The sequence below is a fragment of the Neobacillus sp. SM06 genome (genome assembly GCF_050496765.1).
GTDB lineage: Bacteria > Bacillota > Bacilli > Bacillales > Cytobacillaceae > JAEVLT01.
Genome location: NZ_JBNWEO010000018.1, coordinates 210,434 through 223,057 on the forward strand (window position 1 = coordinate 210,434; position 12,624 = coordinate 223,057).

The window sequence follows — 12,624 nt, forward strand, 5'->3', positions numbered from 1 at the left end:
TCTGGTGAAAAAACTCTACTTAGACTCTATCCTACGGTTATTCAACTAACTTCGAATAACCTCGTTTCCCCTTGACGACCCTTTTGTCGTCCTTTCTTAATCCCCACATAACGTGATTGATCTCACCAAAGCGGATGCCGAATTTCTCATATATGTAATCAGAAATTTCTTCGTGTGATACTTCCACACCTTTGCCTTTCTGCCGCATGAACTCAATTATTGCGGGTTGGATTTCTTCCTTTCCAACCGTTTTTCTTCCATTTAGATATTCGTTCTTTGGCATAATGGACTCCCCTTTCATATTTTTGTAATATTATAACATATCCTATCTACGATTGGTCGCTCGTTTGAAGGACGTTCCGTGACGTGTAGTGACCCGATATTTCAAAATTGTTGTGTATATTCTGAAAGCGTCTTCCTCCGCCAAAAAGACCCCCCGTCCCCCCGTGGGTGGGGTCGAATATTCCGTCCATTTCTTTCTGTGCTTGTGTGTAAAGCGATTGAATTCATTCCGAATAGTTATTGTCTTGGGATTAAATGTCGTTGACCATAAGGCTTATGTATGGTCTTGCAAAGATATAGCAATCGTTGTATAAACATACGGAAGACAACACGTCATTACAATTACTATCTTATGGACAAACCTATTGCTATTCGTCATATAATACAGATTACACGACCAATCGTATTTTGACGTTTTCAACAAATCCCTATAAACAAAGGGTTTGTCGATTTCGATTCGTCGTATATCAAAAATGTATTTTTATCATTCGTCGTATAATGCGAATATGTCCACTTGTATCATTACAAAAACGGCTGAATCCATTACGACTGAAAGTATTTTGCCGATTCCTTCCCGTGTAAATTTCGGACATTTCGGAACGCATAAAGCAATGTTTACGAAGGAATCAATCCCTTTCGTTCGGTTCACTTTGTATTGAAAGCAATGTCACTTTTGGTATTCGTGTGACATGGCGAAAAGCCGTTCAATCCCTTGTGCGCCAACACTTTAATACAGTAAAGAAATGAAGCGAGATTTCTATAATCGGACATATAACGACAGGTTTGCGGCTATTTTACGAAATCAATCTACACCGACTTCATATGTATTAGGAACGACGTTCTTGTCGTCCCAAGTTCAATTTAAAAATGACCTTTCGATTTCAACCAATTCATTCGTATTTGTTCCAATCGCTTTAATTCCGCCTTGACCGCTTTGACGTATGCTGCACGGGCATCTGATTCTGTTTCAAACGTCCCAATATGCTTTCCACAAACTCCAACCTGGTATTTACCGCTTGACGTCTTCGTAAATCCTTTTGCATGGTTCAATTTATATTTCAAACAATTCTCACGGTCGGTAACCACTTCAAGGTTTTCGTCCCGATTATCAAGAGTTTGTTCGTTTTTATGATTGACTTGAATTGACATTCCCGTTTCTTCGAAAAATCCGTTGTATTTGGCAAGTTCCTGACGCATGATGAATCTATGCAATTGTTCCTTTCTTCGAATTCCTTTCCCAACGGCGATATTTGCGTAAATTCCATTGTTCCCTAAGAAAGCGGCGACTTTTCCTTTCTGCAATACTTCCGACAATCTATGCTTCGAAATTAGTGTTTCCCGCCCGTCCTTCAAGAATATTGTGACACTTCGGTCGTCGTTGAACTTGAAGTCATTGAATCGGCGACAACCGTGCAAACCGTTCTTTCTCTTAATATAATTCAACAATTTGACCTCGTTTTCATTTATTGGTTCAAATCTAATATTTCCATCAGCTTCAACAAACATATTGATGACCTCCTATCCCAAGTTCGTTTTGGTGTGTTCATTTTGACCAATCAAAAAGACGCCCCGAAGGACGTCCTTACATCTTTAATTCGATTGTTGTTAATTCTCCACTTTTTTCACGTTCCTTCTGCTGGCGGATCTGCTCGTCGTACATTCCAATTGCAATTAAACAAATTGGTGGAAGATTGTGTCCTTCATTAAGCAATTTACGCCAATACTCAATTTGCTCGACGTTATGCTTTTCATTTTTCTTAGCTTCCCCGACTATCTTCTTTGACTTCGGACTTTCCGCATAACCTTTCGCAATTTCTTCTAATGCTTTACGTTGTGAATATGCCATATTAATTCAACCCCCTTTTATCTCGTTCAAGACGTTCCTTTGCCCGTTCCAATCCCTTAGGTCGTGCGATACGGACTTCGGTTGTAGATACGCCAACTTCTTTCGCAATATCTTCAAGCGACTTACGTTCACGTTTCATGCGAAGAATCATATCAAGCGTTTTCACTTCATATTCAGTCTGTTTCACTAACATTTCGAGTGCCGTCATTTCGATACACCACCAAAATGTTTTTCAATTATGACCAATGACCAAACTGCAATCAAAAAATGAATCATTGCAAGAACATTCATAATTACTTCACCCAAGCGGGAACACGACCGCTGGAATATGCTCTTTCTTGCGTTTCAGTTTTTAATCCAAGACAAAATTCTTCGGGAGTATAATCCTTTGGTGAATAGACTTTTCGTTCATTAATAGTTCGACCATACTTTTCGGTAGGAATCCCTAAGTCAAACAGCGTTTTGTTGTATTCTTGATTTACATTCCCGATTTCGTTCTTAATTTGACCAAGTTCGGCTAATTGCTTCAATAATTCATTTCTTGCAGCAATCACGGATTCAACCTTTTTATCATATCGGGATTGGATTTCCTTCAACCGTTTTTCACGGTGTTCTTTTGCGAAAGGAACAAACTTTTCAACCGCTAATTTTTTGCGGACTGCATAGGCACGTTGAAGAAGTTCGGTTGTTTCGGCAAGTTCAGATTTCTTTTCGTTCAACAATTCCTTTGCTTGTTCAACGTCCGATTCTGATACAATCCCAAGAAGTAATTGTTCGGTTGAATCTTCGATTGCTTGCGTTAATTCTATTACTTGATTCGTCAATTCGTCTTGCTTGTTTTCCAATTCTTGAATTTTAGACTTGACCGCTTCCAATTGTTGCTTTGACATAGATCAATTCCCCCCTTTGATATACGGGACGTTTTGTCCCGATTAAATTTTTAGTTCAATTTTGATTTTTTTCATTCACTTTCAAACCTACGCATGATTTTCAAATTGCGAATTGCTTCGATTTCTTCTGGCTTAACGTTGAATCGGTAAATGATTCGTTGTTTAAGTCGTTCGGAAATTGGCATTTTGTCTGATTCAATAAGCGAAATCATTTGTTGAGATACGCCAACTTCACGGGCAAAATCGCCTTGATTCAGTCCAAGATTCGTCCGCAATGCTTTGACAACAAATCCTTCCATACGTTCAACCTCCTTTTAAATTAGTAAAAAACAAGTTCTTGACCAAAAAGAAATGTCCCGCCAATAAGACGGGCAATCGCACTACTGCACGCTGCTTCGATAGGTCAAATCGAACTTGGGTCGGCGACCAATATTCAGTTGTAAAAAAGCGGATTCCCCCGTTAAAGAACCCGCTTCTAATTATCAATTGTTCTAAATCGTCCCTTGTAAGTTACAATTGGACTAAATTCGTAAAAAACAAGATAGAATGTATAAAAAAATGCGACGGTCACGGTAAAAAGCTCGCAACCAATCGCATTTTCTCAGAGGAATAACCGATTGTATGTCAATGCCGCATACGGAAACGGCAAGGATTAATTTTATGTATTTTCGTTTAATCTTCTTTGACGTCTATTTCGTATTAACGTTTACTTCGTAATTTGCGACAATATTATCGAATCTATATTGCGAATATCTTTGTCGTTATCTAATTAACTTTGTCACTTATGTTCCAAAGTTAAGCAAGCTTTGCTTGCACCGTTCTTGAGGAACTTGATTTTTAGTTCCGAAAGAATGGTTACTATCAAGCGAAGTATTGTATCGAAGTTTCGTTGAAACTAACGAAATACTAACGTTATCTAAGCGACTTCTACTTCGTAATTCAACCGCAAAATCCCTTGACAAGCGTCATAAATACGATTTAACACAATTTTAATATTTCTGTAACATTTTTGTAATATTTATTTGCATAACTTCGAAAAACTTGTCCTTGACTATGCACGCATTTGACATTAGAATCGAAATTTTAATGCATTTGAGGGCTTTGAAGAAAACGAAAAAAGATGTTTCATTGCATGATCCGATCGGCCAAGATAAAGAAGGCAATGAAATATCACTCATCGATGTTCTGAAATCAGAGTCAGAAGATGTAATTGACACCATCCAGCTAAATATGGAACTGGAAAAAATTAAACAATACATTGATGTATTGGATGAGCGGGAAAAAGAAGTGATTATTGGCCGATTCGGCCTTGACTTGCAAAAAGAAAAGACCCAGCGGGAAATCGCCAAAGAACTCGGAATTTCAAGAAGCTATGTTTCAAGAATTGAAAAGCGGGCGCTCATGAAGATGTTTCATGAATTTTATCGGGCGGAAAAGGAGCGGAAGAAAAAAAATTGAGCAGGACTCATTCCTGCTCCATTTTTCCGTCCTTAACTAAATTCACCCAGCTTTTTCCGCCATCTGTTGATTCGTAAATATCATTTTTATAGGTTGAAAAAGCAAGGCGGTTAGTATTTTTTGGATCAACCGCAATATAGGTTACGGGATTATCGTAATCAAGAAAAGGAAAGCCGACTGGCGCCTCGGCACCCGTTTTCGGGTTCAGCCGTTTTAAAAGGATTTTTTTATCCACCACACTTGAATAGAGCAGTTGATCCCCCGTAAACGTAAGCGCTGTCACCATTACCGGAGCAGATACAAGCTTCATGGTATCACCGTGATTTTCGGAATAATAAATGCCTGTTCTTGTTGCCATCGCCATTATCTGGCCGTCATTTGGATGAACCGCCATCATTCCAAAGGAATTTGCGGCAAACTGCTCCAACTTGGTTTTACTCCAATTTTTGCCGTTGTCGTTGGAATAATAAATCCCCGGATCCCATTTGCCATTTTGCTGTTCGTTGATCACATAGATTCCATTTGCCGAATAACTGGAAGCCATATAGTGAAAATCACTCTGTCCGTAGAATGCCAGTTTTTTTACTGTTTTCCCTTGGTCCAAACTCTCAACAAGTCCAAGCGGATTTTTTAAGGTGCTTCCGTTTTCAGGATGACCGCTTGCCTGAAAACCAGTAGCAATGGCTTGAAAACCCATATAATCATGATGATTCGTTGTTGTTTCATACCATTTTGATCGTTTATACATGCTTATACCGTCATGGGCAGCCACGTACAATGCTTCATCGTTGCCTGGGTAACCGATTCCATGAATATGGTCAAGTGTTTGGCTTTTGCCAGGAACGATTTGAAACGGTTTTACTGCAGTTTGTTCGATCCTTGACTTTGTGTTTTCTGCCTTTTTTTCGCTATTGCTAGCACAGCCTGAAGTGAACACAAGCACACCCGCAAAAATGGAAATAGCAAGTCTTTTTTTGTAAATCACTTTCATCCCCCTGATTGTTTGTTGATTTATTTTTTAGAACATTAAGACTCCTTGTCCACCCACTTATACCCTAATCCCCACACAGTTGTCAAATATTCGTCAACTGGAAATCCTGCTTTTCGCAATTTTTCCCTTATATTGCGGACGTGGGAATCAACTGTTCGGTCTTCTGTTGCTGCTGAGTATCCCCATATAGATGTAAGAAGATGTTCACGTGTGAACACTTTATTTGGATGCTGCAGAAACAGGCCGAGCAGGGAAAATTCCTTTGGAGTTAACGGAACCGGCCGAGTGCCATAGGATAATTCAAACGAATCTTGCTTGTACATCAGGCCGTTGCATTCGATCGTTTTTGCTCCGCCATGTTTTCTACGTAAAATAGCCTCAATCCGTGCTGTTAATTCCGCTTCATCAAATGGTTTCGAAATATAGTCATCTGCACCCAGCTTCAACCCTCTGACCACATCCGCTTTTTCGCCCCTTGCCGTCAGCATGATGATTGGAATATCTGAAGCTTTTCGAATTTTGCTGCAGGCTGTAAACCCATCCATTTCCGGCATCATCACGTCCAGCAGCAGCAAATCCGCTTTATCCGTTTCAAGATAATGAAGTGCGGCTTCCGCCGAAGTCATTTTGATACAATGGTATCCCTTCGGCGTTAAATAGAGCGACAATAAATCAAGCATTCTTTGTTCATCATCGACCAATAAAATTTTGTGCATTGCATCCTCCATTTGCTTATCTCTTGATGTCAAAATTATACTATAAGTTTCGAAAAATAGCAGTGGAACTTGAACAGTTAGCAAGGGAAGAATAGAAATTTTTAGAAACTACACTTATAATGAAATGGAATCAATAGTAAAGTCCTGCGGTAATATGTCAAGCACAAAATAATTAGTTATTTGGTTATCAAGGATCAAATATCTGAAAAAAGGCAGCACTAAACTAAACCAGTAAAATTTTGGGATTTACTGGAATTAGCAAAAGGATTTATTAGCGCATATGCGTCATATATTTACGCTCCTTTTCGGCGTGTAAATTTGGTGATTGCGTAGTAGCGCATCGACCAAACGCACAAATTTTCTTGCGGTTAGAACGAGTGCTCTTTTGTGCTGATGTTTCGGTACTTCTTTGTATTTCTTCGCGTAGTATTCTTGATACTCGGGAATGTGCCTTCTTACTGAGTTGGCGGCTTCAACTAAGTAATATCTTAGGTATTGATTTCCGTTGCGTGAAAGGGAAGTATCATCCGCAGTAAAACGTCCAGATTGGTGTTTTCGCCAGTACAGACCTGCATATTTGGCTATTTTCGTTTCATCTTCAAAACGGTCAATTTGACCGATCTCAGCGATAATACCAGCTGTGAATACAGGTCCAACACCAGGGATGGATTGAAGAGTCTGAGTCTCTTCTAAGCCAGCCATAATGCGTTCGATTGCCTTTTCAATCTCCTTTACTTGTTTTTGAAGTGTTCTAATCACTTCAATGGATGTACCAAGGAGAACGTCGATTGAATCTTCGACTACCTTATCTAAGCGATACGAAGAACGTACGGCCTTTTGGATGGATTTCGCTACACATTCTGCGTCATTGAAACGGTTTTTTCCTTTTTCCTGAAGAAAACCGGCCAAATCTTCTAACGGCATTTGTGCTAGTTCATCTAGGCTGAACTTTTCTGAGAACATTTCCATCATGGCGTTCCCAAAAACGGATGAATCCACCTCTTGAGAAAAGGTATTACATTTAAAATTCAAGTGTTGTAAGAAATGTTGTTTCTCTTTAGTCACTTGATGGATGAGTTGGTAACGAGAACGAGTCAATTGTTGTAAGGCAATATACTGTTCTTCCTTTACCACGGACATGGAATTACGCCCAAAACGAAGATAGTCAGCTATCACAAAAGCATCAATCTCATCTGTCTTATCCATATCCGAATAGCTTTTCTTAAAATTGGCAATCTGTTTGGGATTCATGACAAAAACCTTGGCACCAAGGCTCTTTAGTGATTCATCATTATGCAAAAACATGGATGGGTGAAAACTATAAACGGACGTAGATTCTAATCCAATTTTTAATGCTTGAACATTTTTGTTCATGGTGCAATCTAGAATATGATCTCGCAGTTGCATGGCGCCTGGAAGATCGTTAGAGACGGTAAAGGATGTAAGCTTTTCTCCTTCATCGTCCAAAATACAAACTTTAATATCAAAAGAACTAATATCTAAACCAACAAATAATTTCATGGGTTGTCCCCTCCTTTCAAATTAGAATCATTGGTGTTTTTCTTGGATGCCCTGAGATATCTCTAGTGTGAACGCCGACCAGCAACCTCGTGTATCAGAACTTGCCCTGATTCGAAAGCCGCCCTAGAGCTACTATCCTCTAGGTTCGAGATTCAGGGAGAACAGCCTGCGAGTAGGAAGCACCGCACGTACACTGAGAAACAGTCTTAAAATGTGGTTAAGCCCACAGGGGGAAAAAGAATTGTCCCAAATGATCCTAATCTCATTATCTAGAAATATCTCGGGACACCCAAGAGATTTGAATGAATTATTACAGGAAAAGTAGGAAATTATGGGCTCTTAAAAAAGGGCCTAAACATAATATACGAGGGGGAAGAAAGATGGCAAAAGCTAACTATACATATGTATGGGATTTAGATAGCCTGTTCCAAGGTGGAAGCAATTCGGCTGAATTTGCCAACCATTTAGCAGAAACGAAACAGCAGATTTCCCTGTTTCAAACAAAAGTTCAGCAATGGAACCCGGGAAATTTGGACAACGACCGCCGCTATTTGCTTGAAATTTTAGCGGCATTTGAAAAAACGGCAAAAAAATTGCGGCAGGCAGGTGCGTTTGTCGGCTGTCTTCAAGCACAAAATACGGCTGATCGTAATGCACAGCAGCTTGAGGCCGAACTTTCCAGCTTCCGGGCCGATTTTCAGACAGCGCTTACGGCATTTGACCAACTTCTTGCACTGATTGAAAATCCCGCCTGGGAACAGCTTTTGTCCAGTCCAGAATTGGCCGAGCTTTCCTTTGTTTTATCCGAACGGCGGGAGCTTGCAAAAGAAAAATTGTCCGAAAAAGAAGAAGCGATCATCAATGCTCTAGGAGTTGACGGCTACCATAGCTGGGGCCAGATGTACGATTTGATCGTTGGAAAAATCACGATTCCAGTCACGGATAATGGCGAGGAGAAGCAGCTTTCTGTCGGCCAGGCGTTCAATCAATTTTCCAGTCCAGACCGGGCCGTTCGGCAAACCGTTTTTAAAGCCTGGGAAACAAAGTGGTCCGAACAGAGTGATTATTTGGCAAAAACATTAAATCATTTGGCCGGCTTCCGCTTAAAGGTATATGAACTAAGAGGATGGAAAGATGTTTTGCATGAACCACTAAGAATTAGCCGGATGAAAAAACAAACGCTGGATACGATGTGGCAAGTTATTTCTGAAAACAAACAGCCGCTCATTGATTATCTGAACCGGAAAGCAAAGCTTTTAGGAATCGAAAAAATGAGCTGGTTTGATCTTGAGGCACCGCTTGGAAAGTCAGATGCAAAAATTTCTTATCAGCAAGGCGCTGAATTTATCTTGAAACAGTTTTCCCAGTTCGGCGGTAAGCTCGCTGCATTCGCTGAAAAAGCTTTTAGGGAAAACTGGATTGAGGCTGAAGATCGCCCTGGAAAAGCACCAGGCGGCTTTTGTACCGATTTTCCAGAAAGCGGCCAATCGCGTATTTTTATGACCTATTCTGGCACACCGTCAAATGTGTCGACGCTGGCTCATGAACTTGGTCACGGCTATCATTCTTATGCAATGCAGGGCGTGCATTATTTGAACCGCAACTACGCGATGAATGTTGCGGAAACGGCTTCTACTTTTGCCGAAATGATTGTATCAGATGCTGCTGTGAAAGTCGCGCAAAATGAGGAAGAGAAGCTTGCACTGCTCGATGACAAAATTCAGCGGACGGTCGCATTGCTGATGAATATTCATGCCCGCTTTCTGTTTGAAACAACGTTTTATGAAGAAAGAAAGCAGGGGATTGTCCCGGCACAGCGATTAAATGAGCTGATGCTTGCGGCTGAAAAGGAAGCGTACGGCGATGCGTTGGAGGAGTATCATCCGCTGTTTTGGGCATCGAAGCTTCACTTTTTTCTCACGGATGTCCCGTTCTATAACTTTCCATATACGTTTGGCTATTTGTTCTCTCTTGGAATTTATGCAAAGGCGCTAAAAGCAGGAAAGGAATATGAAGACAACTACATTGCACTGCTGAAGGATACAGCTTCGATGACGGTTGAAGATCTGGCTGCAAAGCATCTTGATGCAGATCTTACCGGAAAAGATTTCTGGGAGAAAGCAGTTGGATTGTGTCTTGAGGATATTGCCGAATTTTTACGCTTAACAGCTGATAAGTAGTCGATGTGAAAAGCAGCGGTTCCTGTAACCGCTGCTTTTTCTTCATCGCAATTAAATTTTTTTCAGTTTAAATGAAGCAACCATTAGGAAAGATAGAATCATGATTAGGAATAAAAATGTCTGCGGCGGAAAATATGGAATCGCAAAAAAGCTTAAAGTGGCGAGAACGCCAGCGGCTGTAATTGGCAGGCCGGTAAAATATCCATTGTTTTCCGAAATATTAAAGCGGGCGAGACGGAAAGCGCCGCAGCCGATGTAAAAGACAGTAAAAAAGGTTCCCGGACCGCCAAATTCGTGCAAAATTCCTTCGTATAACAATAGTGCAGGAGCCACACCAAATGATATAATATCACTCATGGAATCCAATTGCTTTCCGAGGTCTGACTCAATGTTGAACCGTCTAGCAACCATTCCATCAAAACGGTCGGCAAGGGCTGCTGTAAAAATAAGCAGCAAGCTTAATCGTAAGTTGCCATGAATGCCGAATACAATGGCAAAACCGCCTAAAGACAAATTGGTTAATGTAATTAAATTGGCTGTTTGCGATTTTAATTTTTTTAATGTTTGATCAAAAACTTCCAATAAAAACAATGAATCCTCAACTCCTTATGTTTAGCAGGATGGACAATAAATTTCTTTAGGTTTATTTTATATTATTTAATTTTAAGCGTTTTATGCTAATTCGTAAAGAGTATTTTTACACTTTTTGGAGGTAAGTACATTGAAGGAAACTCTCTACCGCCTGCTGATCGAGCTGACGAATGGCCGTTTGACATCCTTGCTGTTAAAGCGTTTTGCCCGCTCTCCGATAAGCAAGATCATCGTCCCATCTTTCGCGAGGCTGTATCATTTAAATCTTGATGAAATGGAGAAAAAGCTGGAAGAATTCCCTACATTGCACGATCTATTTGTCCGGAAGCTAAAAGCAGGTGCCCGGGAAATTCACCCTGATGCCGCGACCGTAACAAGCCCTGTAGATGCGGTGTTGGAAGATAGCGGGAAGATTAATGATACATGCGAACTGTTTGTGAAAGGGAAGCGTTACGCTGTAGCCGAGATGCTTGGGGATCAGTCCGCGATAAAAAAATATATAAACGGAACATATCTCATTCTTTATTTAAGTCCTAGCCATTATCATCGGATACACAGCCCGGTAACAGGGGTGGTGGAAAAGAGATGGACGCTTGGCAAAAAATCTTTTCCAGTCAATAAATGGGGACTACAGTATGGCAAAAGCCCCCTTGCGAAAAATTATCGGATGATTACAGAAATCAAAACGCAGTTCGGTTTTGTTGCCGTTGTAAAAGTCGGGGCCATGTTTGTTAACTCCATCGAAGTATCCCATCTTGGCGAAAGTGTTAAAAAGGGGGAAGAAATGGCTTATTTTAGCTTCGGATCAACTGTCGTTTTACTGTTTGAAAAAGACATTTTTCAACCCGAATCAGCCCTTGAGCCGCCAGTTGAATTAAAAGTAGGTGAGAAGATCGGCTATTTCTCATGTTAAACGAATGAACATGCAAAAGAAAAAGCCCTTATAGGGGCAGGAATAATTAGGAAGAGATTTTAATTTTCGTCGTTAAAGAGCGGCGGTGGATCTCTGTTTCGATCAGACGGATAAAATCGGCACTTAAATTAAGTTCTCTTGCTTTAAAGTAGGATTCAATCAGTAATTCATCTGACAGTTTGCGCATATTTGGCTATACCTCCAATTGTAAGTTAGATGTTCTAACTTATAAATGTTCGACATAAACTAGTAGGTACAAGGTGTGTACCCTTAATCTACCAAAAATAAACGAATAGAACAACCGTTCTCTTATCCACAGGTGTTGGTGGATAACTTGTGATTAATCTGTTTATAAATGAGTAAAAACAACTTAAATCAAGGGGTACAATGTGAATAAGTTTATCCACAATTGCTGAAACTGCGATGGATTTGTCGAAAAATATTTTTAGACCTATAATATGGAGTAGATTTTCGACAGATACCTTACTACTTTTGTGGAATTTTGTCGTTTTTTGCATATACAAGTATCCTGCCTGGGAAGGGACTCCTTCATTCGAAGAATTCTTTGAAACCCAGGGGGAAATTGGGTATGATGAATAAAAAGCAAAGATCAAAATGATCGGCCGTTTTTATAAAGGTGATCCTCTTTTGGCAGAAGAAAACAAGATCTAAACAAAATATAATGAGGTGTACTCTTTTGTTAAAGTATTTTTTACCGGATGAACATGTTAAAAGCATTTTGGATATTTCACCTGAACATTTAAAGAGCAAAGGAATCAAAGGAATTATAACCGATTTGGATAATACATTGGTTGAATGGGATCGCCCAAATGCAACACCGCAATTGATCAAATGGTTTGAAAATATGAAGAAACACAGCATCCTGGTGACCATTGTTTCGAATAATCGGGAAAACCGAGTAAAAGCTTTTTCGGATCCATTAAGCATCCCTTTTATTTTTCAAGCGAGAAAACCAATGGGGCATGCCTTTCGTAAAGCAATTTCCCAAATGAAATTACAAAAAGAAGAGACGGTTGTCATTGGCGATCAGCTCTTAACAGATGTACTGGGCGGAAATCGCAGCGGCTTTCACACGATTCTGGTTGTACCGGTGGCCCAAACGGACGGGTTCGCCACAAGGATAAACCGCTTTGTGGAACGAAGGATTTTAAATTGGTTCCGAAAAAAAGGAATGATTCAATGGGAGGATTAATTTCGTGACTGAACAAGAACAGG

14 protein-coding genes and 1 pseudogene are annotated in these 12,624 nt (G+C 40.2%); 4 read left to right on the forward strand and 11 right to left on the reverse strand.

Annotated features, from left to right (window positions below):
• Positions 1 to 37: 37 nt before the first annotated feature.
• The 6 genes from ACQYAD_RS16140 to ACQYAD_RS16165 all read right to left on the reverse strand — a co-directional run bounded on the left by ACQYAD_RS16140 (position 38) and on the right by ACQYAD_RS16165 (position 3,317).
• A complete protein-coding gene (locus tag ACQYAD_RS16140; protein WP_079509838.1) occupies positions 38 to 283 on the reverse strand; it encodes a hypothetical protein in 246 nt (81 codons plus the stop codon).
• Positions 284 to 1,143: 860 nt separating this feature from the next.
• The gene (locus ACQYAD_RS16145; RefSeq protein WP_116351564.1) at positions 1,144 to 1,788 is read right to left on the reverse strand and encodes a hypothetical protein; all 645 of its coding nucleotides are present in this window, start codon (positions 1,786 to 1,788) and stop codon (positions 1,144 to 1,146) included.
• 76 nt (positions 1,789 to 1,864) lie between these two features.
• On the reverse strand, positions 1,865 to 2,128 hold the full coding sequence (locus ACQYAD_RS16150) for a hypothetical protein (RefSeq protein ID WP_430239727.1): 264 nt from the start codon (positions 2,126 to 2,128) through the stop codon (positions 1,865 to 1,867).
• Position 2,129: 1 nt separating this feature from the next.
• On the reverse strand, positions 2,130 to 2,336 hold the full coding sequence (locus ACQYAD_RS16155) for a hypothetical protein (RefSeq protein WP_116351566.1): 207 nt from the start codon (positions 2,334 to 2,336) through the stop codon (positions 2,130 to 2,132).
• Positions 2,337 to 2,421: 85 nt separating this feature from the next.
• A complete protein-coding gene (locus ACQYAD_RS16160) occupies positions 2,422 to 3,018 on the reverse strand; it encodes a hypothetical protein (RefSeq protein WP_257991888.1) in 597 nt (198 codons plus the stop codon).
• A 71-nt stretch (positions 3,019 to 3,089) separates the two neighbouring features.
• Positions 3,090 to 3,317 carry a helix-turn-helix transcriptional regulator gene (locus ACQYAD_RS16165; RefSeq protein ID WP_079509844.1) on the reverse strand — a complete coding sequence of 76 codons (228 nt, stop codon included), beginning with the start codon at positions 3,315 to 3,317 and terminating at the stop codon, positions 3,090 to 3,092.
• Positions 3,318 to 4,086: 769 nt separating this feature from the next.
• Here ACQYAD_RS16165 and ACQYAD_RS16170 point away from each other — a divergent pair.
• Positions 4,087 to 4,476 (forward strand): annotated as a pseudogene (locus ACQYAD_RS16170) (sigma-70 family RNA polymerase sigma factor); the annotation flags it as partial.
• Positions 4,477 to 4,483: 7 nt separating this feature from the next.
• Here the strand turns inward: ACQYAD_RS16170 and ACQYAD_RS16175 are convergent.
• The 3 genes from ACQYAD_RS16175 to ACQYAD_RS16185 form a co-directional block, all read right to left on the reverse strand.
• Complete coding sequence (locus ACQYAD_RS16175) at positions 4,484 to 5,461, reverse strand: F510_1955 family glycosylhydrolase (protein ID WP_430239729.1); 978 nt, start codon at positions 5,459 to 5,461, stop codon at positions 4,484 to 4,486.
• Between the two features lie 41 nt (positions 5,462 to 5,502).
• Complete coding sequence (locus ACQYAD_RS16180; RefSeq protein ID WP_430239730.1) at positions 5,503 to 6,183, reverse strand: response regulator transcription factor; 681 nt, start codon at positions 6,181 to 6,183, stop codon at positions 5,503 to 5,505.
• Between the two features lie 285 nt (positions 6,184 to 6,468).
• Complete coding sequence (locus tag ACQYAD_RS16185) at positions 6,469 to 7,704, reverse strand: IS110 family transposase (RefSeq protein WP_430236443.1); 1,236 nt, start codon at positions 7,702 to 7,704, stop codon at positions 6,469 to 6,471.
• Between the two features lie 380 nt (positions 7,705 to 8,084).
• On the opposite strand from ACQYAD_RS16185, the gene ACQYAD_RS16190 reads away from it, so the two are divergent.
• Entirely contained in the window at positions 8,085 to 9,884 is a 1,800-nt protein-coding gene (locus ACQYAD_RS16190; protein ID WP_430239732.1) for a M3 family oligoendopeptidase, read from the forward strand.
• Positions 9,885 to 9,935: 51 nt separating this feature from the next.
• Here the strand turns inward: ACQYAD_RS16190 and pssA are convergent, their stop codons facing one another.
• Positions 9,936 to 10,475, reverse strand: coding sequence for a CDP-diacylglycerol--serine O-phosphatidyltransferase (gene pssA, locus ACQYAD_RS16195; protein WP_430239733.1), 540 nt, complete (start codon positions 10,473 to 10,475; stop codon positions 9,936 to 9,938).
• 130 nt (positions 10,476 to 10,605) lie between these two features.
• Here pssA and ACQYAD_RS16200 point away from each other — a divergent pair, with 130 nt between their 5' ends.
• Positions 10,606 to 11,388, forward strand: a complete 783-nt coding sequence (locus ACQYAD_RS16200) for a phosphatidylserine decarboxylase (protein WP_430239735.1) — start codon at positions 10,606 to 10,608, stop codon at positions 11,386 to 11,388.
• A gap of 46 nt (positions 11,389 to 11,434) precedes the next feature.
• Here the strand turns inward: ACQYAD_RS16200 and ACQYAD_RS16205 are convergent, their stop codons facing one another.
• On the reverse strand, positions 11,435 to 11,575 hold the full coding sequence (locus ACQYAD_RS16205; RefSeq protein ID WP_430239737.1) for a sporulation histidine kinase inhibitor Sda: 141 nt from the start codon (positions 11,573 to 11,575) through the stop codon (positions 11,435 to 11,437).
• A gap of 495 nt (positions 11,576 to 12,070) precedes the next feature.
• Here ACQYAD_RS16205 and ACQYAD_RS16210 point away from each other — a divergent pair, with 495 nt between their 5' ends.
• Positions 12,071 to 12,601, forward strand: coding sequence for a YqeG family HAD IIIA-type phosphatase (locus tag ACQYAD_RS16210; RefSeq protein ID WP_430239740.1), 531 nt, complete (start codon positions 12,071 to 12,073; stop codon positions 12,599 to 12,601).
• The last annotated feature ends 23 nt before the right edge of the window (positions 12,602 to 12,624 follow it).